Source organism: Streptomyces sp. PA03-5A, from assembly GCF_033792725.1.
Lineage (GTDB): Bacteria > Actinomycetota > Actinomycetes > Streptomycetales > Streptomycetaceae > Actinacidiphila.
In genome coordinates this window covers 247001-270467 of the sequence record NZ_JARAVL010000001.1, presented here as the reverse complement: position 1 = coordinate 270467, position 23467 = coordinate 247001, and the positions used below count along the sequence as shown (strand labels likewise).

General features: G+C 74.1%; 17 protein-coding genes. 10 read left to right on the top strand and 7 right to left on the bottom strand.

Annotated features, from left to right (window positions below; translation table 11 throughout):
- Window positions 1-65: 65 nt before the first annotated feature.
- A complete protein-coding gene (locus PV410_RS01240; protein ID WP_500321700.1) occupies window positions 66-1493 on the top strand; it encodes a protein phosphatase 2C domain-containing protein in 1428 nt (475 codons plus the stop codon).
- Here the strand turns inward: PV410_RS01240 and PV410_RS01235 are convergent.
- Window positions 1451-4633, bottom strand: a complete 3183-nt coding sequence (locus PV410_RS01235) for an alpha-mannosidase (protein WP_500321699.1) — start codon at window positions 4631-4633, stop codon at window positions 1451-1453. The two genes, PV410_RS01240 and PV410_RS01235, sit on opposite strands and share 43 nt — an antisense overlap.
- Window positions 4634-4723: 90 nt before the next feature.
- On the opposite strand from PV410_RS01235, the gene PV410_RS01230 reads away from it, so the two are divergent.
- The gene (locus PV410_RS01230; protein WP_500321698.1) at window positions 4724-6139 is read left to right on the top strand and encodes a glycoside hydrolase family 47 protein; all 1416 of its coding nucleotides are present in this window, start codon (window positions 4724-4726) and stop codon (window positions 6137-6139) included.
- A 28-nt stretch (window positions 6140-6167) separates the two neighbouring features.
- Here the strand turns inward: PV410_RS01230 and PV410_RS01225 are convergent, their stop codons facing one another.
- A complete protein-coding gene (locus PV410_RS01225; RefSeq protein ID WP_500321697.1) occupies window positions 6168-6662 on the bottom strand; it encodes an OsmC family protein in 495 nt (164 codons plus the stop codon).
- 2 nt (window positions 6663-6664) lie between these two features.
- Window positions 6665-7318 (bottom strand): GntR family transcriptional regulator, encoded by a 654-nt coding sequence (locus tag PV410_RS01220; RefSeq protein WP_499514690.1) that lies wholly within the window; start codon window positions 7316-7318, stop codon window positions 6665-6667.
- Window positions 7319-7474: 156 nt separating this feature from the next.
- Between PV410_RS01220 and PV410_RS01215 the strand changes: the two genes are divergently transcribed.
- Window positions 7475-7924, top strand: coding sequence for an ATP-binding protein (locus PV410_RS01215; RefSeq protein WP_500321696.1), 450 nt, complete (start codon window positions 7475-7477; stop codon window positions 7922-7924).
- 100 nt (window positions 7925-8024) lie between these two features.
- Here the strand turns inward: PV410_RS01215 and PV410_RS01210 are convergent, their stop codons facing one another.
- On the bottom strand, window positions 8025-9062 hold the full coding sequence (locus PV410_RS01210) for a DUF2637 domain-containing protein (protein ID WP_500321695.1): 1038 nt from the start codon (window positions 9060-9062) through the stop codon (window positions 8025-8027).
- Between the two features lie 386 nt (window positions 9063-9448).
- On the opposite strand from PV410_RS01210, the gene PV410_RS01205 reads away from it, so the two are divergent.
- The gene (locus PV410_RS01205; RefSeq protein WP_500321694.1) at window positions 9449-10261 is read left to right on the top strand and encodes a GntR family transcriptional regulator; all 813 of its coding nucleotides are present in this window, start codon (window positions 9449-9451) and stop codon (window positions 10259-10261) included.
- 3 nt (window positions 10262-10264) lie between these two features.
- Here PV410_RS01205 and PV410_RS01200 read toward each other — a convergent pair whose 3' ends face one another.
- On the bottom strand, window positions 10265-11032 hold the full coding sequence (locus PV410_RS01200; protein WP_500321990.1) for a hypothetical protein: 768 nt from the start codon (window positions 11030-11032) through the stop codon (window positions 10265-10267).
- Window positions 11033-11282: 250 nt separating this feature from the next.
- Between PV410_RS01200 and PV410_RS01195 the strand changes: the two genes are divergently transcribed.
- Window positions 11283-11669: a peptidoglycan-binding domain-containing protein gene (locus PV410_RS01195; protein ID WP_500321693.1), complete on the top strand. Its 387-nt coding sequence runs from the start codon at window positions 11283-11285 to the stop codon at window positions 11667-11669.
- A gap of 473 nt (window positions 11670-12142) precedes the next feature.
- On the opposite strand, the gene PV410_RS01190 is transcribed toward PV410_RS01195, so the two are convergent.
- A complete protein-coding gene (locus PV410_RS01190) occupies window positions 12143-13789 on the bottom strand; it encodes a PucR family transcriptional regulator (RefSeq protein WP_500321692.1) in 1647 nt (548 codons plus the stop codon).
- 265 nt (window positions 13790-14054) lie between these two features.
- Here PV410_RS01190 and PV410_RS01185 point away from each other — a divergent pair, with 265 nt between their 5' ends.
- The 5 genes from PV410_RS01185 (at window position 14055) to PV410_RS01165 (ending at window position 20628) form a co-directional block, all read left to right on the top strand.
- Entirely contained in the window at window positions 14055-14942 is an 888-nt protein-coding gene (locus PV410_RS01185; RefSeq protein ID WP_500321691.1) for an FAD binding domain-containing protein, read from the top strand.
- On the top strand, window positions 14933-15493 hold the full coding sequence (locus tag PV410_RS01180; protein ID WP_500321690.1) for a (2Fe-2S)-binding protein: 561 nt from the start codon (window positions 14933-14935) through the stop codon (window positions 15491-15493). The genes PV410_RS01185 and PV410_RS01180 overlap by 10 nt, the downstream gene beginning before the upstream one ends.
- A 4-nt stretch (window positions 15494-15497) precedes the next feature.
- A complete protein-coding gene (gene pucD / locus PV410_RS01175; RefSeq protein ID WP_500321689.1) occupies window positions 15498-17879 on the top strand; it encodes a xanthine dehydrogenase subunit D in 2382 nt (793 codons plus the stop codon).
- 143 nt (window positions 17880-18022) lie between these two features.
- Complete coding sequence (locus tag PV410_RS01170) at window positions 18023-19486, top strand: NCS2 family permease (protein WP_500321688.1); 1464 nt, start codon at window positions 18023-18025, stop codon at window positions 19484-19486.
- A 14-nt stretch (window positions 19487-19500) separates the two neighbouring features.
- Window positions 19501-20628: an XdhC family protein gene (locus tag PV410_RS01165; RefSeq protein WP_500321687.1), complete on the top strand. Its 1128-nt coding sequence runs from the start codon at window positions 19501-19503 to the stop codon at window positions 20626-20628.
- 96 nt (window positions 20629-20724) lie between these two features.
- On the opposite strand, the gene PV410_RS01160 is transcribed toward PV410_RS01165, so the two are convergent.
- Complete coding sequence (locus PV410_RS01160; RefSeq protein ID WP_500321686.1) at window positions 20725-23412, bottom strand: SpoIIE family protein phosphatase; 2688 nt, start codon at window positions 23410-23412, stop codon at window positions 20725-20727.
- Window positions 23413-23467 lie beyond the last annotated feature (55 nt).

Genomic DNA, 23467 nt, shown 5'->3' with positions numbered 1-23467 from the left:
CCCGTCGGACCATTCGCGTGTCCGAACCCTGTTTCGCCGCGGGCCCGCCGGTGGACAATAGGGGCATGAGTCAGCAGGGGGAGACGGACCGCCGCCAAGAGGACGAGTGGTGGCGGCAGTTGTACGGGCAGCCCGACCCCGCGGGCCGGGAGCCCGGCGACACGCTCGACGACCGCTACAGCTCGGCGCTCTCCGCGCTCGGCGAGGAGCCGGAGGGCGAGGAGCCGGACGGCGGCGGCGAGGCGCCCTGGCGGACCGTGCCGCAGGACACGGCCGCGCCGGCCGCGCCCGGTGACACCTGGTACCTCGGCACCGATGCGGGCACGGACCCCGGCAGCGATGCGGCCGGAGAGGCCGGTGGTACCGCCGCGGACGACGCCGGCCCGCCCGACACCCTGCGGCTGCGCCGTCCCGCCCCGCCCCCGGCTGCCGCCCCGCGCCCCTGGCAGTACCAGGGCCCGCCCCACCCCCAGGCGCTGCCCGAACCGGCCTCGGAGCCGCCCGGCCTGCCCCCGGGATGGGCCCCCGCCGAACCCGCCCCGGACCCCGCGCGGTCCGCGGCGCCCCCGGAACCTCCCGCGCCGGCCGTCCGGTCCGCACCGGCCGGCCGGCCGGAGCCCACCCTCCCCGCGGTGCCGTACGTCGGCGACGGCCCGCCCACGTACGACCCCGAGCCGACCGCCTGGCCTGCGGCCGACCCGGACGACCTCGACGACCTCGTCCCGGACACGGAGCTCGACGGCGCCCGGTACGGCCTGCTGACGATCCGCACGGCCTCGGTGCGCGGCGACTCCGCCCGCTACCGGGGCGAGCCGCGCCGCGACGCGGTCCTGACCGCCCGCTTCGGCAGCGGCGACGACGCTCTGCTGCTGATCGCCGCCGCCACCGGCCCGCGCACCTCCGACACCGCCCACCGCGCGGCCCGCGACGCCTGCACCTGGATGGCGGCGGCGGTGGGCCGTAGCCAGGTCCGGCTCAGCGAGGACATCCGCGCCTCCCGCCGGGGCTCCTTGAAGTCCGGCCTGCACCGGCTCACCGACCGCTGCTACGGACGGCTGCGCGCCCGCGGCGAGGACCTGGGCCTGGACCCGGCCGAGTACAGCGCCACGCTCCGCTGCCTGCTGCTGCCCGCCGACCCCGACTGCCGCATCCGCCTCTTCTTCGGAGTCGGCGACGGCGGGCTCTACCGCATCCGCGGCGGGGAGTGGCAGGACCTCGACCCCTGGCGGCCCGACGAGCGCGCCGAGACCGAGGACAGCCCGGCCGTACGCTTCCGCTTCCGCGCCTCCGTGGCCCGTTCCGGCGACACCCTGCTGCTGTGCAGTGGCGGACTGGCCGGGCCGCTGCGGGGCGAGCCCGCCCTCGTCGCCCGCCTGACCCAGCGGTGGGGCGCCGCCGAGCCCCCCGGCCTGCCGGCCTTCCTCGGCGACACCCAGACCCGGGTCAAGGGCTACGCGGACGACCGTACGGCGGTCGCCGTCTGGGATGCCTGACGCGGCCCCGGGGTGAGCCGCAGCGTCAGGATCTGGAACGGGCGGAGCGCGACGGCGACCGCGTCGCCCTCGCGTTCGGCGTCCTCCAGCGGCCTCTCCAGCAGGTCGGTGACCCGGGCGCGGGCGAGCGGGAAGCCCGTGGTGAGCGCGCCCGAGGCGCGGTCGCCCCGCGACTCGTACAGGCGCACCACCACGTCGCCGGAGCGGTCGTCGGCGAGCTTGACCGACTCCACGGTGATGCCGGGGTGACCGACCCGCAGCAGCGGCTGCAGCGGCGGCAGTGAATCCGCCCGCCGCAGCGGCAGGTTGAGCGCGAGCCCCGCCGCGACCGCTTCGCCCACCGCCGCTCCGGGCAGCAGGGCGTAGGTGAAGCGGTGCATGCCCTGGTCGGTGTGCGGATCAGGGCTGTGTGGGGCGCGCAGCAGGGTGAGCCGGACGGTGGTGTCGGTACCGGAACGGCTCGCGTCGTGGCCGTAGGTGGAGTCGTTGAGCAGCGCCACCCCGTAGCCGGGCTCGCCGACGTGCAGCCAGCGGTGGGCGCAGATCTCGAACCGGGCCGCGTCCCAGCCGGTGTTGGCGTGGGTGGGGCGGTGCACGTGCCCGAACTGGATCTCGGCGGTGGAGCGCTCGGCGAGCACGTCGAGCGGGAAGGACGCCTTCAGCACCTTCTCCGACTCGTGCCAGTCGGCCTCCGTGAGCACGTCGAGCCGGCGGCTGCCGGCGGTCAGCCGCAGTTCCTGGACGACCCGGCTGCCGCCGAAGGCCCGTACGACCCGGACGGCGGCCCGCAGCGGGCCCTCCTCGACGAGTTCGACGGACTGAGCCGACGTCAGGTCGGTGTGCTTGCGCCGGTAGTGGCGGTCGATGTCCCAGGCGTCCCACTTGGTGGGGTGGTCGGGGTGCAGCTGCAGCAGGTTGCCGCGCTTCCCCGGCGCCAGCACCTCCCGGCCGGCGGTCAGGTCGCGGACGGAGGCCAGCAGCCCGTCCGCGTCGACGGCGACCCGCAGTAGGCCGTTGCCGAGCACGATCAGCCCGCCCTCCCGCACCGCCCGCACCGGGTCCGCGGCAGTGGCGCCCCGGCGGTCCAGGGCGGCCGCCGTGCCAAGCGCCGGGACGCTCGCGGCCACCACCGCCCGGCCGTCCGCCAGCGGCTGCGCGCCGCTGCCCTCCGGCAGGGCGGCCGCCGCCGTGACGTCCAGCTCGACGACCTCCTCCCGGGCGTACGGCGAGGCGTTGAGCAGGGCGGGGGAGCCCTGGGACCCGTCGCCGCCCAGCGCCCGCACCGCCCCAGCGATCAGGTCCTCCAACTCCTCCCGCACCGCCGCGTAGGTGTCGCGCGCCTCGCGGTGCACCCAGGCGATGGAGCTGCCCGGCAGGATGTCGTGGAACTGGTGCAGCAGCACCGTCTTCCAGATCCGGTCCAGCTCCTCGTACGGGTAGGCGTACGAGGACGCAGCGCCCAGCGCGGCCGCCGCGCACCACAACTCGGCCTCGCGCAGCAGGTGTTCGCTGCGCCGGTTGCCCTGCTTGGTCTTGGCCTGCGTGGTGTACGTCGCGCGGTGCAGCTCCAGGTAGAGCTCCCCGGACCACACCGGGGCCCGGTCGCCGTACTCGGCCTCGGCCGCCGTGAAGAAGGCGGCGGGCTTCTCGATCTCGACGCGGGGCGCCCCCTCCAGGGAACGCAGCCGGCGCGCCTTCTCCAGCATCTCCCGGGTGGGACCGCCGCCGCCGTCGCCCCAGCCGAACGGCACCAGGGAGCGGGTGGCGCGCCCCTTCTCGGCGAAGTTGCGCACCGCGTGCGCCAGTTCGCGGCCCGCGAGCTGCGCGTTGTAGGTGTCGACGGGCGGGAAGTGGGTGAAGACGCGCGTGCCGTCGATGCCCTCCCACCAGAAGGTGTGGTGCGGCATCTTGTTGGACTGGTTCCAGGACAGCTTCTGGGTGAGGAACCAGCGGACCCCCGCGAGCTTCGCGAGCTGCGGGAAGGCGGCGGTGTAGCCGAAGGTGTCCGGCAGCCAGACCTCCTCGGTCTCCACGCCCAGTTCGTCCAGGAAGAAGCGCTTGCCGTGCACGAGCTGCCGGGCCAGCGCCTCGCCGCCGGGCATGTTGGCGTCGGACTCGACCCACATGGAGCCGACGGGCGCCCAGTTGCCGTTCCTGACGGCCTGCTGGATGCGCTGCCACACCACCGGCTGGTGCTCCTTCACCCAGGCGTACTGCTGGGCCTGCGAGCAGGAGAAGACCAGCTCGGGGTAGTCGCGGGCGAGCGCGGTGACGTTGGCGAAGGTGCGGGAGGCCTTGCGGACGGTCTCCCGCAGCGGCCACAGCCACGCCGAGTCGATGTGGGCGTGGCCGGTCGCCGAGACGCGGTGCGCGCTGGCGTGCGCGGGCCGGGACAGTGCCCCGGCCAGTTCGCGACGCGCGTCCGCGGCGGTGCCGTGCACGTCGTGCAGGTCGAGCGCGTCCAGGGCGTCCTCCAGCGAGCGCAGGATCTCGTGGCGCCGGGGATCGTGGAAGTCCAGCTCGTGCATCAGGCCCTCGAGGACCTCGACGTCCAGCACGAGGTGCCAGACGTCCTCGTCCAGGACGGCCAGTTCGGCGGTGTCGAAGCGGTAGAGCGGCTCGGACCCCGCGGTCAGCACGTCGCCGAGCGGGGTCGGACGCCAGTCACGGAGCACGGCGGGGTTGGCCGCGGCTTCCAGCAGCAGGCTCACCCGTTCGCCCCCGGCGGCCGGACCGGCCACCGGGACATGGCGGTTGAGCGGGTGGACGCCCTTGATCGGCACCCCCTCGGCGTCGTACACCATCCCCTCGGCCACGAAGCCCGGGCCGTCGTTCCCGAACCCCGGGTCGATCACGGCCTCGACCCGGCGGCCCGCCCAGGCCGCCGGCACCGTGCCCTCCAGCCGGAACCAGCTGGTCGACCACGGCGGCCCCCAGAGCGTGCCCACGGAAAACGGTTCGAACGCTCCGTCCGACGAGGCCTTCAGCGCCTCACCGACCGGCACGGGCCCCCCTTTCCCGTCCTCCACATGCCACACCGACATGCCCAGCGGCACCCGGTCGGCGTAGCGGGCGGGCCGGACGAACTGGTTCATGGCCCTGGTCAGACGGCCCTCGACCAGCAGACGGTCGTCGTGCATCTCAGCTCCTCGGGTCGGCTCACCGGATGGATTCCCCGTCAATGCGCTGGTGTCCCGTAACGCCCGGAAGGCGGACGGGGTTTTCGGAGCATGAGAAAAATCGCGCGTCCCGGCGGGCTCTCCCGGCGCAGATTGCTCGGTGCCGCCGCACGGCTCGCCCCCATCGCCGCCGTCCCCTCCGTGTCCCTGCCCGGGACGGCGGCGGCCGCCACCGACCCGTACGCGGCGCTCGCCCGCGCGTCCGTCACCGAGTTCCGCAGCGCCTGGGACGCCTATCGCAGACTCGCCTGGGGACGCGACGAGTTGCGGCCGCTCGCCGGAGCCGGCTCGGACTTCTTCATCCCGGGCAGCACCCTCGGCCTGACGATCGTCGAGGCGCTGGACACCCTCTACCTGATGGAGCTGGACGAGGAGCTGGACGCCGGCGTCCAGTGGGTGCGCGACGACCTCGTGCTCGGCCAGGACGCCCCCGTGCAGGTCTTCGAGACGATCATCCGCCTGGTGGGCGGACTGCTCTCGGGACACCTGGCCACCAAGGAACCCGTCCTGCTCGACCGCGCCCGCGAACTGGCGGACCGGTTGCTGCCCGCCTTCACCCGGTCGCCCACCGGGGCCCCCTACCGTTACGTGAACCTGGTCACCGGCGCCGTCTCCGGCAAGGAGAACTACCTCGCCGAGATCGGCACCTGCATCACCGAGTTCGGCGAGCTGTCCCGGCTCACCGGCGACCGGAAGTACTACGACGCCGCCAAGAAGGCCCTGCGCGCCGTCTACGACCGCCGCTCACGGCTGGACCTGCTCGGCACCGGAATGAACGTCGAGACCGGCGCGTGGACGGGCACCACCGCCACCCTCGACCCGCCCGTCGACTCCTTCTACGAGTACCTCTGGGACGGCTGGGAGCTCTACCGCGACGAGGAAATGCGCACCTGGTACACCACCCTCACCGCGGCCGTCCTCACGCACCTGACCGAGCGCCGCTCGGGACGGCTCTGGTTCCGCCAGGCCGACATGCGCACGGGCGCCGGCACCGGGCACGCGCAGTCCGAACTGACCGCCTTCTACGCCGGACTGCTCGCCCAGAGCGGCCGCGTCGCCGAGGGCGAGGCCTACCACGACAGCTGGGCCGCCACCCTGCGCTCCTTCCGCCTGCCGCCCGAGAGCCTCGACTACCACGGCATGAGCGCCCTGGACGCCTCCTACCCGCTGCGTCCGGAGTACGTGGACTCCTGCCTCTTCCTGTGGCTCGCCACCGGCAAGGAGCTCTACCGGCAGCGGGCCGCCGAGATGTTCCGGCGGCAGAGGCAGTACTGCAAGGTGGCCAACGGGTACACCGTGGTACGTGACGTGACCGCCCGCCCCATGAAGCTGGGCGACCTGACCCCGGCCTACTGGTTCAGCGAGAACGCCAAGTACTACTACCTGCTGTTCGCCCGGGCGCGCCGCTTCGACTACCGCTCCCACTACCTCACCACCGAGGGCAACGTCCTGCGCGGCCTGCGCTGACCCGGGCGCCGCACGGGGCGGCGGACGGTCAGCCGCCCGCCGTGACCGTCACCTCCGCCTCGTGGTCCACGGGGAAGGCCACGGAGTTGGCGATGAAGCACAGCCGGTTGGCGTCCGCGTGGAGTTTGACGGCGGCGTCCACCATGGCGGCGGAGGCCACTTCCACCCGGGGCCGCAGCAAGGCCCGGGTGAAGTGGCCGCCGCCGTCGGCGGTCTCCTCCATCGTGCCCTCCGCCCGGTCGGTGTAGGAGGTGACCACGACACCGGCCACCGTGCACACGTGCAGGTACGACAGCATGTGGCACTGCGACAGCGCGGCCAGCAGCAGCTGTTCGGGGTTCCAGCGCGCCGGGTCGCCGCGGAAGGCGGGGTCGGAGCTGCCGGGTATCGGCGGTACGGGCAGACCGGGCGCGGCGATCTCGTGCTCCCGGCCGTACCCGCGGTACGTGCCGGTGCCCGTGCCCCGGTTCCCCGTCCAGACGACCTCGGTGGTGTACGTGTGGCGCTTGCTGATGTCGGGCACGGCTAACGCTCCTCCTCCGCCCCGTCCCGCTCGTAGGCGGCACAGGTGTCCATGACGTGCTCACGGGCGGCCGCGTGGGCCTCCCCGGCGTGGCCGGCGGCGATCGCGGCGAGCAGCCGGCGGTGCTGCGCGGCGACCTGACCGGGGCGCAGCGGTGCGGCCAGCGAACGCCGTGTGGAGACCTGGATCTGGTCCCACAGCCGCTCCAGCGACCCGGCGGCCACCGGGTTCGCCGACAGGGTGGCGATCCGGGCGTGGAAGCGCCGGTTGTGCCGGACGGCCTCGACCAGCCGGCCCGCGGCCGTGGCCTCCTCCGCGTCCGCCGCGAGCCGCTCCAGCGCGGTCAGTTCGGCGGGCGCTATCTCCCCGCGCCGCTGCCGCTCCGCGGCCAGCTCCGCCGTCAGGCCCTCCAGCACGCCCCGCACCTGGTACGCGTGACGCAGCGCCTCCGGCCCCATGTCGACCACGCTCACCCCGCGCCCCGCCGAGCGCACCAGCCCGTCGGCGACCAGCGCCCGGAACGCCTCCCGCACCGGCGTACGGCTCATGGCCAGCACCGCCGCGGCCTCGAGCTCGGTCAGGCGCTGGCCGGGCGCGTACACCCCGTCCAGGATCAGTTCCCGCAGCCGCGTGCGCGCGGCGTCCGTCTGCTGCACCCCACCACTGTATCCACTGTATGCATTGCATGCAATGCATACAGTGGATACAGGAGCGCTCCGTCCCCGGTCCATGACTGGACGTGGTCACGGTGGGGCATGCATTGCGCGTAGATGTTCGAACCCGAAAGGGCGTCAGCGGCCGGAGCGGAGCCGATGGAACGTCAGCCTGTCCAGCCGGGCGGCAGGGAGGCCGGGGGGCCCGTCGAGGCGCGCCGGCTGCACCGGCCTGTCCAGCACGCCGACCTGCCGGCCGTCGCCGACGTCCGCAGGCTGCTGCGCGAGGCGTTACGGAGCTGGGGCGTGCCCGCCCTCGCCGACACCGCCGAACTCCTCACCACCGAACTCGTCACGAACGCCCTCCGCCACACCGACCGCGGCGCCGTCCTCACCGTGACGCTGCTGGCCGGGGCCGACCACCGCCTGCGCGTCGAGGTCCGTGACTTCACGACCCGTCATCCGCGCCTGCGCGCCCCCTCCGACCGTCGCACCTCAGGCCGCGGACTGCTGCTCGTCCAGTCGCTCGCCGACGCCTGGGGGGTGCGCCCCGACGGGGACGGCACCGGGAAGATCGTCTGGTTCGAACTCGACGCCGGGGCCTGCTGACCCGCAGCCGGCCGCGCCGGCGCCTCCGGACGCGCCGCTGCCCCGGCCGGAGGTCCGGGCCGGGGCAGCGAATTTGACGAGGCGTCACAGATGCGTGGGATCAGCCGTACTGGCGCTCCAGGTCGGCGAGCTTGCGCTCCAGCGAGTCCAGCTTGGGGAGGGCCATGGTGTCGTCCTCGGCGGTGAGGTCGATCGTCGCACGGGCGACCTCCTCACGGACGGGCGACAGGGCGGGCCGGGAGCGCGAGGGCAGTTCGGCCTTCTCCGGTTCTATGGCAGGCTCCGCGCCGGCCTGGGCACCCGCCGCGGCCGAGGAGGGAAGTTCGTACTTGCTGCCGCCGCGGTTCCAGATCCGGTGCTGCCGGTTGATCGCCTTGATGCGGGCCCGCTCCAGACGCTCGTGCTCGCGGCGGCGCAGGGCCTCCTGCTCCTTGCGGGCGCGGTCCTCGCGAACCTCCTCGACGGCCTCGTCCAGGGTGCGGACGTTCTCGAGCAGCATCAGCGACCATGCGCCGTACGTCTCGCGGGGCGCACGCAGCCAGCGGACCATGCGGATCTGCGGCAGCGGCCGCGGGATCAGCCCCTGCTCGCGCAGGGCGGCCCGGCGGGTCTGCTTGAGGGCGCGGTCGAAGAGCACGGCCGCGGAGAGCGACATGCCCGCGAAGAACTCCGGGGCGCCGGCGTGGCCGCCGCCGCGGGGCGCGTGCACCCAGTTGAACCAGGCCGCCGCGCCCGCGAACAGCCACACCAGCAGGCGCGAGCCCAGCGCCGCGTCACCGTGGCTCGCCTCCCGCACGGCGAGCACCGAGCAGAACATGGCCGCGCCGTCGAGCCCGAAGGGAACCAGGTACTCCCAGCCTCCGGAGAGGCCGAGGTTCTGCTGGCCGAAGCCGACCAGGCCGTGGAAGGACAGCGCCGCGGCGACCGAGGCGCACCCGAAGAGCAGGACGTAGGAGGCCGTGCCGTACAGGGCCTCCTTCTTGCGACGCCGCTCCTCCGAGCGCTCCCAGGAATCGGCCTGACCCGTCTCCTCCTTGCGGGCCTTGCGGTTGCGCAGGAACACCGCCGCGGCGGCGAGGACCGCCAGACCCACGGCGCACGGGAGCGCCCAGTCCAGCGTTGTGTCCGTAAGTCTCATCGAGCGATTCCTTGCGTCGCAGTACCGTCGCGCTCGGGCCGCGAGACGGCGTCCGCGCGCCATCCTGGCGAACGCCTCGGGCGCGCGATGCGGTTTCAGGGCAAGAGAACGCCAACGGAGGGGTGGCGTGGGACGAGATCGTCAGAATACTCGAACTGGGGAGCGGGTTTGGTTCAGTTGATCGAGTCGAAACCTGTGACCTGACGGGTGATCGGATGACATGGGCGAAAGATCCACATGAGATGTGGCAAGCCTCGGACGATCTTGCCGGGGGAGAGCCTTCGCCCAGGGGGCTCGAAGCCGGTCGCGGAGCGTGTTGCAATAGATGGCGGCGCACGTTCCCCACGGGAGTGCGCCAGCGCACACGACTGTCCTAAGGAGCCTCTGTGGAGTACGCCCACCGCGCCGCGCGGCGCCCTGCGGCGCCCGCCGCGGCGGCCCCCGGGGTGCCGCCCGGCCACGACGAACGTGTCCGGGGTGCCCACCCGCACGCCGAGCCCGGCACCGAGGCCGTTCCGGACCGCGCCGAAGGGCTCCCCCGGCCGCGCCGGCTGCCCGAGCGGCACACCGTGCGGGACCAGGTCCTGCGTGCCCTGCGCGGCGCCCTGCTCACCGGCGAGCTGCGCCCGGGGGCCGTGTACTCCGCGCCCGCGCTCGCCGAGCGCTTCGGGGTCTCCGCCACCCCGGTGCGCGAGGCGATGCAGCTGCTGGCCCGCGAGGGCGCGGTGGAGGCCATGCCGAACAAGGGCTTCCGGGTCGCCGAGCGCAGCAGCCGGGACCTCGCCGACCTCGCCGAGGTGCGCGCGCTCCTGGAGGTCCCCGTCGTGCTGCGGCTGGCCCGCACGCTCCCCGCGTCCCGCTGGGAGCAGCTGCGCCCGCTCGCCGAGGCCACGGTGGCCGCCGCGGCCCTCGGCGACCGCGCCGCCTACGCCGAGGCGGACCGCGCCTTCCACCGCGCCCTGCTGGAGCTCTCCGGCAATCGGCAGCTCGTCGCCGTCGCCGACGAGCTGCACCGCAGGTCGCAGTGGCCGGTCACCGATGACCACGGCCACGCCCGTCCCGGGGCCGCCCCGGTGCGCGGCATCAGCGCCCGCTTGATCGCCGACGCCACGCAGCACGCGGCGCTGCTGGAGGCGCTGGTCTCCGGTGACCTCAGCACCGTCGAGTCACTGGTGCGCGAGCACTTCTCCGGGGCGTGACGCTCAGCCGGCGTCCACGTCCAGCTCCCCGGCCAGCCACACCGGCACCCCGCCCAGCATCCGGAACAGCCGCGCCGCCTCGGCGCGCAGCCGCCGCGCCTCGGGGTCCGGCTCGACCCCGGCCAGCGCGGTCAGGGCGGGCGCGACCCCGACGGCATGGCCGAGCTCCACACGGATCCGCAGGGACTCGGTGAAGCCGTGGCGGGCTTCGGCGAGGTCGCCGTCGCGGGCCGCCAGCCCGGCCAGGTGCCGCCAGGTGTAGGACGTCAGCAGCACGTCGTCGTGGGCCACCGCCCCCGCGTGCGCCCGGCGGTACGCGGCCTTCGCCGCGTCCGGGTCGTCGCCCAGGTTCTCCGCGATCAGGCCGCGCCGGAAGTCCAGCAGCGGCCGCCCCGCAGCACCGGGTGCCAGCAGCGCGGCGCTGCGCATCAAGGCGGCGCGCGCCTCGTCGGCCCGGTCGCGGATCCCGAAGAGCGTCGCCACGTACGCGAGGTTGCCGCGTTCGCAGGCGGCCTCGCCGCGCTCGTCGTCCGTACGGGCCAGGGCCTCCGCTGAGCGCAGGGCGTCCTCGGCCTCCGCCCAGCCGTCCAGGGTGAACATGCAGCGCTCGATCAGCAACGCCGCCCGCTGCGTCGCCGCCGCCGGCGACCGCTCCGCGTGGGGCGCCAGCAACTGTGCGGCCTCCGCCCAACACCCGCGGCCCCGCAGCCGCGACACGTCGGGCGGCGCACCACCGCCCGGCACCGTCGGTCCCACCTCTGCGTCCGACATGGCGGTGTCCGCCACTTGCCCTCCCCGAAGCGCGTCATCGAGCCGGTTGGGCCGAAGTCCAGCACGACACCGGGTGCCACGCCAAGAGGGCGGACGGCGTGTGATCGATTTCCTGCCTCCCAGTTGGCCGGTCCCGCTCGCAACCGTGGCGCAACCACGGCGCATCCGTACCGCATCCGGCGGGGCGGACGCTGTTCACCGGCCCTCGAAGGGGGGTCGCGTATCCGGCAGTTCGTGGAGGGGACAGATCATGCGCATGAACCGTGCCCGCATCGGCGCCGTGGGTGCCACCGTCGCCGCGCTGTGCCTGGGAGGGCTGGTGGCACCGACCGCGGCGCACGCGGCGGACACCTACGGAGAGTGCAACTACGTGAACGACTGGTACCGCCCGACGCTCAAGAAGGGCCCCTACAACGCGAGCACGGCGGCCGCCGTGAAGCAGATCCAGTGCCTCATCAACGTGGGGAGCAGCGCCTACGACTACTGGCTGTCCGAGGACGGCGAGTTCGGGACGAAGACCGACGAGGCCGTTCGCGCGGTGCAGCGCTGCAACCGGACGCCCGGTGGCGTGGACGGCGTCGTCGGGTCCAACACCTGGCTCGATCTGTACATCCCCAACCGCGACTGCGCGCTCTGACCGGACCCGGTTCCCGGACGCCCCCCGTCGGGGTGGTCGTCACCGGGGTCCCCACGGCCCTTCGGGATCCCACGGGGACCCCGGGCGGCGGCAGGGCGAAAGCCCTGCGGCCCGTGGTGCAGCCGCTCCTCCAGGCCCAGCTCACGGCGGAGCCGGTGCACGTGGACCTTCAGGGTCTTGCGCCAGCTCGGCGGGGGCCCGCCCTCCCACAACGCGTCCCGCAACCGCCCGGCGGACACCGGCCGCCCGCCCCCCCCGCCAGCAGCAGGCACAACAGGCGGCGCAGCATCGGGGCCGGCAGCGCCACCGTCCGACCCTCCCGGCGCACACGCAACGACCCCAGGACATCGAACTCGAACACCCGGCCCCCCGAATTTCTGACCGAGCCTGCCCGAGCCGCGACCACGGGTCAAGATCCACGGCGACCGCGGCGCACGCGGCGTGCCGGCCTCCGCCGACCGGGCGGGCCGCCGTCAGCTCATCCGCAGGGCCAGGAAGAAGTCGAGCTTGTCCTCCAGACGCGACAGGTCGCGGCCCGTCAGTTGCTCGATCCTGCCGATGCGGTAGCGCAGAGTGTTGACGTGCAGATGCAGCCGGTTCGCACAGCGCGTCCAGGAGCCGTCGCACTCGAGGAAGGCCTCGAGCGTGGGGATGAGCTCCGCGCGGTGCCGCCGGTCGTAGGCGCGCAGCGGGTCGAGGAGCCGGGCGGTGAAGGCGCGGCGGACGTCGTCGGGGACGAAGGGCAGCAGCAGGACGTGCGAGGCCAGTTCCTCGTGGCCGGCGACGCAGACCCGGCCCGGGCGGGCCGCGGCGACGCGGCGGGCGTGGCGGGCCTCCTCCAGGGCGCCGCGCAGCCCGTCGGCGGAGTGGACGGTGGCGCTGACGCCGATGGTGAGCCGTCCGTCGCCGTCGAGGCCCCGGGTGAGGGGCCCGCGCAGGACGGAGAGCAGCCCCTGGGCGGACAGTTCGGGGGCGGCGCCGTCGGACTCGAGCGACGACAGGGGGACCAGGGCCATCGCCTCCTCGCCCGTGTGGGCGACGGCGATGCGGTCGGCCGGGTCGGGGCCCACCGCGCCCGGATCGACCAGGGCCTCCTCCAGCAGGGCCTGGGCGACCGGACCGGCGGCCGGCCCGCCACCCGCCCAGTCCACGCGGGCGACGACGACCTGCCAGTGCGGCGCGGTGCCGAGCCCCGGCACCAGTACGGGCGCGGCCACGCGCAGCCGCGCGGCGATCTCGCCCGGCGGCGCGCCGGTCTGCACCAGGTCCATCACCTCTGCGGCGAGGCGGCGGCGCACGGTGCGCGAGGCGTCCCGCCGGTCGCGCTCGACGGCGATGAGCTGGGTGACGCCGTCCAGCAGGTCCAGGCGTTCGGCCGGCCAGTCGCCCGTGTCGGCGTCGACCGCCAGGAACCAGTCCGAGAGCAGGGTGCCGCGGATGTCGTCGGCCGGGTCGCCGCTGCGGATGGGGAAGAGCGAGTAGTGGCGGCCCGCGGTGTAGGCGCGGTGCGGCCAGGGGCGGTCCGTCCGGGCGGCGGCCAGGTGCTCGCCGGCGAGTTCGGCCCGTACGCCGGCGGGCAGCGGGTGGTCGGAGCCGGCGATCCTGCGGCCGGTCGTGGACAGCACCCAGGCGCGCAGGTCGAGGTCGCTGCCGAGCAGGTCCAGGACGGCGTCGGGCCCGCCGCCCTCGGGCCCGGAGGTCATCAGCCGGCGGTGCCGTTCCACCACGGCGGCCAGGTCCCCGGCCCGCTCGGTGGACACCTGGCGCACCACGTGCTCGGTGATGGAGGCGAAGGCGACGTCCTCGTCGACCGCGAACAGCGGCAGCCGGTGCCGGGCGCAGGCCAGGACCAGGTCGTCCGGGACCGAGCCCAGCTCGGCCTCGCCGGCCGCGAGACCGGCGACACCGGCCGCGGCGAGGATCCGCACGAAGCGCTCGGAGTCGTCCGGCGCGCGGCGCCACGCCAGGCCGGTCAGCACCAGCTCGCCGCCGGAGAGGTAGCGGCTGGGGTCCTTCAGGTCGGTGGTCATCACGCCACGGACCGTGCGGTCCAGCTCCTCCTCGCCGCCGAGCAGCCGCAGGCCGAGGGCATCGGTGTCCAGCAGTGCGCGCAGCCGCATCGTCGTCGCCTTGTCTCGAACGCTTCCGTCTCTGAGGCGGTACCAGGGTGGCGCCCACTCGATTGCATCGGTGTTGCCGTGTCGATGCCGACAGGTTTCAGGTCCGCGTCTTTCGGAGGAATCTACAAGACCAGCTTACCGACCAGCGAAGTGCTTCATGCGTTCGGTGACTGCACCCGGCACGGTGCCCGGACGTGTACTGGGTCACACAGCGTGAACAGGACATGAAAAGCCATCCCGTCCCCCGACGAAGAAGAGAGCGCTCATGGACTTCCTGCGTCCCGCGACCTGGGAGGAGGCCCTCGCCGCCAAGGCGGAGCACCCCACGGCCGTACCCATCGCGGGTGGCACCGACGTGATGGTCGAGATCAACTTCGACCACCGCCGGCCCGATGTCCTGCTGGACCTGAACCGGGTCCGTGACCTGTACGAGTGGGAGGTGGGGGAGGAGACCGTACGGCTGGGCGCCGCGGTCCCCTACACCCGCGTCATCGAGGCCCTGGGCAGGGAACTGCCCGGCCTCGCGCTCGCCGCCCGCACCGTGGGTTCGCCGCAGATCCGCAACCGCGGCAGCGTCGGCGGCAACCTCGGCGCCGCGTCGCCTGCCGGGGACTCGCACCCTCCGCTGCTCGCCGCCGGTGCCGAGGTGGAGGCGGTGTCCGTACGCGGCACCCGGCTCATCCCGGTCGAGGAGTTCTACACCGGGGTGAAGCGCAACGCCCTCGCGCCGGACGAGCTGATCCGCGCCGTGCACATCGCCAAGGCCGACGGCCCCCAGCAGTTCTCCAAGGTCGGCACGCGCAACGCCATGGTCATCGCGGTCTGCGCCTTCGGCCTGGCCCTGCACCCGGCCACCCGCACGGTGCGCACGGGCATCGGCTCGGCCGCGCCCACCCCGGTCCGTGCCACCACCGCCGAGGAGTTCCTGACCGCGGCGCTGGAGGAGGAGGGCCTGTGGGACAGCGCGGGGAGCGTCCCGCCGTCCGTGGCCCGCCAGTTCGCGGAGCTGGTCGCCGCCTGCGCCAGCCCCATCGACGACGTACGCGGCAGCGCCGCCTACCGCCGCCACGCACTGCAGGTCATGGCCCGCCGCACCCTCGGCTGGACCTGGGACGAGTACCGCGGCAACGAGAGGAGCGCCCGATGCGCGTGACCTTCACCGTCAACGGACGGCGCCAGGACGCCGACGACGTGTGGGAGGGCGAGAGCCTGCTGTACGTCCTGCGCGAGCGCATGGGCCTGCCCGGCTCCAAGAACGCCTGCGAGCAGGGCGAATGCGGCTCCTGCACGGTCCGGCTGGACGGAGTGCCGGTGTGCGCGTGCCTGGTCGCCGCCGGCCAGGTGCAGGGCCGCGAGGTCGTGACCGTCGAGGGCCTGGCGGACTTCGCCAAGGAGCGCGCCACGGGGGAGGCGGGCCCCGGCACCGACCCGGGCGCCGCACAGCAGTGGCAGGCGCGTCCGGCCGGCCCGGCCACGCAGCTGTCGCCGGTCCAGCAGGCCTTCATCGACGCCGGCGCCGTCCAGTGCGGCTTCTGCACCCCCGGGCTGCTGGTCGCCGCCGACGAACTGCTGGAGCGCAACGCCCAGCCCACCGACGGCGACATCCGTGAGGCGCTCTCGGGCAACCTGTGCCGCTGCACCGGCTACGAGAAGATCCTCGACGCGGTCCGCCTCGCGGCCGCCCGCACGGGGACGGAGGCCTGACGCCATGGGCGTGACCCGCACCCCCACCCCCACCACCCAGGGCAGCGAGACCCGCGGCGGCATCGGCGAGTCCACCCTGCGCCCCGACGGCGTCCTCAAGACCACCGGGGAGTTCGCCTACGCCTCCGACCTGTGGCACGAGGACATGCTCTGGGGCCACACGCTGCGCAGCCCGCACGCGCACGCCGAGATCGTCTCCCTCGACGTCTCGCAGGCGCTGGCCCAGCCCGGTGTGCACGCCGTGCTCACCTACGACGACCTGCCGACCGCCGTGCGGCACTACGGGCTGGAGATCCAGGACACCCCCGTCCTGGCCCACGGCCGGGTCCGCCACCACGGCGAACCGGTCGCGCTGGTCGCCGCCGACCACCCCGAGACCGCCCGGCGCGCCGCCGCCAAGATCAAGGTCGAGTACCGGCAGCTGCCCGTCGTCGTCGACGAGGCGACCGCCACCGCCCCGGACGCGCCCCTGCTCCACGCGGGCCGCACCGACCACCACAGCGGCCACGTCCCGCACCCCAACGTCGTGCACCGCCAGCCGATCGTCCGCGGCGACGCCGACGCGGCCGCCCGGCGGGCCGACGTGGTCGTCACCGGCGACTACGAGGTCGGCATGCAGGACCAGGCCTTCCTCGGCCCCGAGTCGGGCCTCGCCGTCCCCGCCGAGGACGGCGGCGTCGACCTCTACATCGCCACCCAGTGGCTGCACGCCGACCTCCGCCAGATCGCGCCCGTCCTGGGCCTGCCCGAGGAGAAGGTCCGCATGACGCTCTCCGGCGTCGGCGGCGCCTTCGGCGGCCGCGAGGACCTGTCGATGCAGATCCACGCCTGCCTGCTGGCGCTGCGCACCGGCAGGCCCGTCAAGATGGTCTACAACCGCTTCGAGTCCTTCTTCGGGCACGTCCACCGGCACCCCGCCAAGCTGCACTACGAACACGGCGCCACCCGCGACGGGAAGATCACCCACATGCGGTGCCGCATCGTGCTGGACGGCGGCGCCTACGCCTCCTCCTCCCCGGCCGTCGTCGGCAACGCCTCCTCCCTCAGCGCCGGCCCGTACGTCATCGACGACGTCGACATCGAGGCGCTCGCGCTCTACACCAACAACCCGCCCTGCGGCGCCATGCGCGGCTTCGGGGCGGTCCAGGCCTGCTTCGCCTACGAGGCGCAGATGGACAAGCTCGCGGCGGCGCTCGACATGGACCCGGTGGAGTTCCGGCGGCTCAACGCCATGTCCCAGGGCGGCACGCTGCCCACCGGGCAGGTCGTCGACTCCCCGGCGCCCGTCGCCGAACTGCTGCGCCGCGTCAAGGCGATGCCGATGCCGCCCGAGCGGGAGTGGGAGAGCGCCGGCGGCGCCGTGGACGTCCGCGCGCTGCCCGGCGGGCTGTCCAACACCACCCACGGCGAGGGCGTCGTCCGCGGTGTCGGCTACGCCGTGGGCATCAAGAACGTCGGCTTCTCCGAGGGCTTCGACGACTACTCCACCGCCCGCGTCCGCCTGGAGGTGATCGCCGGCGAGCCGGTGGCCACCGTCCACACCGCGATGGCCGAGGTCGGCCAGGGCGGCGTCACCGTCCACGCCCAGATCGCCCGCACCGAACTCGGCGTCACCCAGGTCACCATCAACCCCGCCGACACCCAGGTCGGTTCGGCCGGCTCCACCTCCGCCTCCCGGCAGACGTACGTCACCGGCGGCGCGGTGAAGCACACCTGCGAGGCGGTGCGCGAACGCGTCCTGGAGATGGGCCGCGCCAAGCTCGGCACCCACCACCCCGCCTGGGCCACCGCCGAACTCCTGCTGGAGGGCGGCAAGGTCGTCACCGACGGCGGGGAGGTGCTGGCGGAGCTCGCCGAGGTGCTGGGTGACGAGGCGATCGACGTCGAGCGGGAGTGGCGGCACCGCCCCACCGAGCCCTTCGACCTGCGCACCGGCCAGGGTCGCGGGCACGTCCAGTACTCCTTCGCCGCGCACCGCGCCGTCGTGGAGGTGGACACCGAACTCGGCCTGGTCAAGGTCGTCGAACTCGCCTGCGCCCAGGACGTCGGCAAGGCGCTCAACCCGCTGTCGGTCGTCGGCCAGATCCAGGGCGGCACGACCCAGGGCCTGGGCCTGGCCGTCATGGAGGAGATCCTCGTCTCCGACAAGGCCACGGTGCGCAACCCGTCCTTCACCGACTACCTGATCCCCACCATCCTCGACACGCCGCCCATCCCGGTCGACGTCCTCGAACTCGCCGACGACCACGCCCCGTACGGGCTGCGCGGCGTCGGCGAGGCCTCGACCCTGTCCTCCACCCCGGCCGTCGTCGCCGCGATCCGCGCGGCGACCGGTCTGGCCCTGGCCCGCGTACCGGTGCGGCCGGAGCACCTGACCGGTACGTGAGACAGCTCCGCCCGGCGCCGTCCGGCGCCGGGCGGTCGCCGCACCACTCTCGGGCCGTCCCCCGGGTCGTGCTGCGGACCATCCCAAATCCCGCACGGCGCAGGCCGTCCGGGTGTCCCTGTGAACCTTGGGAGTGGCACCGCATGACCCAGTCGACCCCGTCAGCCCTGCACAGAACCGCCCCGGACGGTCCCGGCGCGCAGCCGCGCCCGCCGGCCGGACGCGGCAGGCTCGACCGGTACTTCCACATATCCGCACGCGGCTCGACCGTCGCCCGCGAGCTCCGCGGAGGTCTGACGACCTTCATGGCGATGGCGTACATCCTGCTGCTCAACCCGCTGCTGCTGTCCGGGCCCGACGTGGACGGGCACCGGCTCGGCCAGACCGGGCTGATCACGGCGACCGCGCTGGCCGCCGCCGTCTCCACCCTCCTCATGGGCCTCGTCGGCAAGGTGCCGCTCGCTCTCGCCGCGGGGCTGTCCGTCTCCGGGGTGCTCGCCACGCAGGTCGCCCCGCACATGACCTGGCCCCAGGCGATGGGGATGTGCGTGCTGTACGGCGTGGTGATCGTGGCTCTGGTGGTCTCCGGTCTGCGGGAGGTCATCATGAACGCGATCCCGCTGCCGCTCAAGCACGGGATCACCATCGGCATCGGCCTGTTCATCGCCCTCATCGGGCTGGTCAACGCCGGGTTCGTGGGCCGGGGCGAGGGCAGCCCGCTCACCCTGGGTGCCGGCGGACAGCTGGCCGGCTGGCCGGTGCTGGTCTTCTGCGTCACCCTGCTGCTGATCTTCATGCTCCAGGCGCGCGGGACCCCCGGTGCCATCCTCATCGGCATCGTCACCGGTACCGTCCTGGCCGTGGCCGTCCACGCGGCCGGCGGCACCGACGCGAAGGTGTGGGGACTGACCGTCCCCGAACTGCCCGGACACCTGGCCTCCGCGCCCGACTTCGGGCTGTTCGGGCAGGTCGAGTTCGGCGGGTGGCAGCACATCGGGGCCCTGAGCGTCGGCATGATCGTCTTCACGCTGGTGCTGGCCGGCTTCTTCGACGCGATGGCCACCATCATCGGCGTCGGCACGGAGGCGGAGCTCGCCGACGACCAGGGACGCATGCCGGGGCTCGGCAGGGCCCTGTTCATCGACGGCGCGGGCGGCGCGGTCGGCGGGTTCTCCGGGGCCTCCGGTCAGACCGTCTTCGTCGAGTCCGCGACCGGCGTCGGCGAGGGCGCCCGTACGGGCCTGTCCTCCGTGGTCACCGGCGTGCTCTTCGCCGCCGGGCTGTTCTTCACCCCGCTGGCGCAGATCGTCCCCGGCCAGGTCGCCGCGGCGGCCCTGGTGGTGATCGGCGCCATGATGATGGGCAACGCCCGGCACGTGGACTGGGGCGACCGCTCGGTGGCCGTGCCCGTATTCCTCACCGTGGCCCTGATGCCCTTCACGTACTCCATCACCGCCGGGGTCGGCGCCGGGGTCATCGCGTACACCGCGATCAAGTCGGCCCAGGGCAGGTTCCGTGAGCCCGGGGTCTTCATGTGGGTGCTCACGGCCGTCTTCGTCGTCTACTTCGCCCTGCACCCGCTCGAGGGCTGGCTCGGCGTCAGCTAGAAGGAGTCCCCGCCATGCTGGACATCGCCGACGAGCTCGACCGCTGGTCCGCCCAGGGCAGGCCGTTCGCCGTCGCTACCGTCGTCACGGTCGGCGGCAGCGCCCCCCGGCAGCCCGGCGCCGCGCTCGCCGTCGACGCCGAGGGCACCGCGGTCGGCAGCGTGTCCGGCGGGTGCGTGGAAGGCGCCGTCTACGAACTCTGCCAAGAAGTGCTGGAGACCGGCGAGCCGGTCCTCCAGCGCTTCGGGTACTCCGACGACGACGCCTTCGCCGTGGGGCTGACCTGCGGCGGCGTCATCGACATCTTCGTCCAGCGGATCGTGCCCGGGGCGCAGCCGCAGCTCACCGCGGCACTGGCCGCCGCCTCCCGCGGGGAGGCGGCGGCCGTGGCGAGGGTCGTGGCGGGTCCCGCCGGCCTGCCCGGCCGCACCCTCCTGGTGCGCCCCGGCGGATCGTACGAGGGCACCCTCGGCGACCCGGATCTGGACCGCACCGCCGCGGCCGAGGCCCACGCCCTGCTGGACGCGGGCCGCACCGCCACCGTCAACATCGGCGCGGACGGCAGCCGCTGCGGTGAGCCGCTCACCCTGCTCGTCGAGGCCGCCACCCCGCCGCCGCGCCTGCTGGTGTTCGGGGCGATCGACTTCGCCGCCGCCCTGGTGCGGGTCGGCACGTTCCTCGGCTACCGGGTGACGGTCTGCGACGCACGCCCGGTCTTCGCGACCGCCCGGCGCTTCCCGGAGGCCGACGAGGTCGTCGTCGAGTGGCCGCACCGCTATCTGGAGCGCACCCCGGTCGACGGCCGCACCGTCGTCTGCGTCCTCACCCACGACGCCAAGTTCGACGTACCGCTGCTGGAGCGGGCCCTGCGCATGCCCGTCGCCTACGTCGGCGCGATGGGCTCCCGGCGCACCCACGAGCAGCGCCTGGCCCGGCTGCGCGAGACGGGCCTCGGTGAGTCCGAACTGGCCCGGCTGCACAGCCCGATCGGGCTCGACCTCGGCGCCCGCACGCCCGAGGAGACCGCGCTGTCCATCGCCGCGGAGATCGTGGCCCACCGCCACGGGGGATCGGGGCGTCCCCTGAGGGGCGTGGACGACCCGATCCACGGTGCGCGCCCTGCGGGGCTGTGCGGGGTGTGAAGGTGCGGGCGGCTGCGCCGGGTCGCCCGGCTGTTGTGCGCAGGCGCAAACAACCCGCACACGACAACCGGGCCCCACAGAACGCACCCCGGACGGCTACCGCAGCAGCTGCTCGGCCCAGATCACCTTGCCCTCGGGCGTGTAGCGCGTGCCCCAGCGCTCGGCGAACTGCGAGACGAGGAACAGCCCCCGCCCGCCCTCATCCGTCGCGGCCGCGTAGCGCAGGTGCGGGGAGGTGCTGCCGGCGTCGGAGACCTCGCATATCAGCGCCTGGTCGAGGATCAGGCGCACCCGGATGGGTTCGGCCCCGTACCGGATGGCGTTGGTGATGAGCTCGCTCAGCAGCAGCTCCGTCGTGAAGGACAGCTCCTCCAGCCCCCACGCCGCCAGCCGCCGCTGGACCGCCGCGCGCACGCCGGAGACCGCGGCGGGGTCGCTGGGCACGTCCCAGTCCGCGACGCGGTCGGCGGGCAGGACCCGCGTGCGGGCGACGAGGAGCGCGATGTCGTCGCCGGGCCGGGCGGGCAGCATGGTCTCGAAGACGTCCCGGCAGGTCTGCTCGGGGTCGCGGCCGGCCCGGGACAGGGAACGGCGCAGGAGTTCCAGGCCCTCGTCGATGTCCCGGTCGCGGTCCTCGACCAGGCCGTCGGTGTACAGCACCAGGCTGCTGCCCTCGGGGAGCGTCAGTTCCACCGCCTCGAAGGGCAGTCCGCCCAGGCCCAGTGGCGGCCCGGCCGGTACGTCGGGGAACTCCACGGTCCCGTCGGGGTGCACGACCGCGGGGAGCAGGTGCCCGGCGCGGGCCATCGTGCAGGTGCCCGTCACCGGGTCGTAGACGGCGTACAGGCAGGTCGCGCCCGCGACGGTGGTGCCCGCGGGGGCGGCGCCGTCGCCGGCGGGCCCGGAGTCGTTCTGGTCGATCCGGCCGACCAACTCGTCGAGGTGCCCGAGCAGTTCGTCGGGCGGCAGGTCCAGGGTGCTGAAGTTGTGCACCGCGGTGCGCAGCCGGCCCATCGTGGCGGCCGCGTGCAGCCCGTGGCCCACGACGTCGCCCACCACCAGGGCGACCCGCGCTCCGGGCAGCGGCAGCACGTCGAACCAGTCGCCGCCCACCCCCGCCTGCGCGGGCAGGTAGCGGTAGGCAGCGTCCAGGGCGGTCAGCCGGGGCAGTTCCCGCGGCAGCAGGCTGTGCTGCAGGGTGACCGCCATCGTGTGCTCGCGGGTGTAGCGGCGGGCGTTGTCGATGCACACCGCGGCCCGCGCCGCCAGTTCCTCGGCGAGCGTGAGGTCATCCTCGTCGAAGGGCTCCGGGGCCTGCGAGCGCCAGAAGTTGGCCATCCCCAGGAGCACGCCGCGGGCGCTCAGCGGGGCGCAGATCAGCGAGTGGATGCCGAAGCCGACGACCCGGGCGCTGCGCTGCGGGTCCTGCGCCTGCCAGCCGGGGGAGTCCGCGAGCCGGGGCTCCAGGACGGCCCTGCCGCCGGCGATGCCGGCCGCCTGCGGGCTGGACGGCACGAAGAGCAGCGGGTGCCCCGCGGGGTACAGCGGGTGGTCGTCGCGGATGCCGTTCACCGCGACCCGGCGCATCTCCACCGACGGGCCCGTCAGCGGCTCGTCGCCGCGCAGCACCCGTGCCGCGAGGTCCACGGTGACGTAGTCGGCGAAGCGCGGTACCGAGACCTGCGCCAGTTCCTCGGCGGTCCTGCTGATGTCCAGCGTGGTGCCGATGCCCATGCTCGCGTCGTACAGCAGCCGCAGCCGGGTCCTGGCGGTCTCGGCGCGGCCGGACAGCACCCGCAGTTCGGTCGCGTCGCGCAGGGTCGCCACGCTGCCCGGCGGGCCGCCGTTGCGGTCGGTGTGGCGGTTGTTGAGCACCAGCAGCCGGTCGCCGGCGGGCAGCACCTCGTCGGTGGCGTCGCGGCCGGAGGCCAGCAGTTCGCAGGCCCGCTCGTCGAGCCCGAGCCTTGTGACGGGCCGGCCCTCCGCGTCGGCGGGCAGGTCCAGCAGACGTCGTGCCTCGTCGTTGGCGAGCAGCAGCCGCCGGTCGCCGTCCAGGATGAGGACGCCCTCGCGCACGGCGTGCAGTACGGCGTCGTGGTGCTCGTACATGCGCGTCATCTCGACCGGGCCGAGGCCCCTGGTCTGCCGGGTGAGGCGTCTGGCGATCAGCCAGGTGCCGCCGGTGGCCAGGGCCAGCACCGCTGCCGCGACGCCCAGCATGACCGGCAGTTGGTCGTTGACCGCGCCGCTGACCTTGGCGATGGTGATGCCGGAGGACACCATGCCGACGACCTCGCCCCGGTCGTCGAGGACCGGCACGTTCGCCTGCACCAGCGGGCCGATGGTGCCGACGATGTTCTCGGTGACCATCCGGCCGTGCAGGACCGGTTCGATGTCCCCGACGAACGTCTTGCCGATGCGGTCGGGCTTGGGGTGGGTGTAGCGGATCCCCTGCCGGTCCGTCACCACGATGAAGTCCACACCGGAGAGCCGGCGGGCCCGTTCGGCCTCCGGTTGCAGGACCGCCGTCGGGTCGGGCGACTCCAGCGCCGCCACGATGCCCGGCGAGCTCGCGAAGGTGGTCGCCACCGCCACCGACCGGTTGCGGGCCTCCTGTTGGCTGTCGTGCCGTGCCTGGACGACGAGTTCGACGACCGCCGCGGCGACCAGCAGCACCACGACCACGACCTGCAGCAGGAAGACCTGTCCCGCCACGCTGCGTCCGGCCAGCAGCGCTCGCAGCCCCCGCTCCCTGGAGGCGCGGTGATCGCTCGGCCCGGCCATAGGCTATGTCTACACTCCCGGGCACGGCCGGGGCGAGCGTTACCCCCGAGTTCTT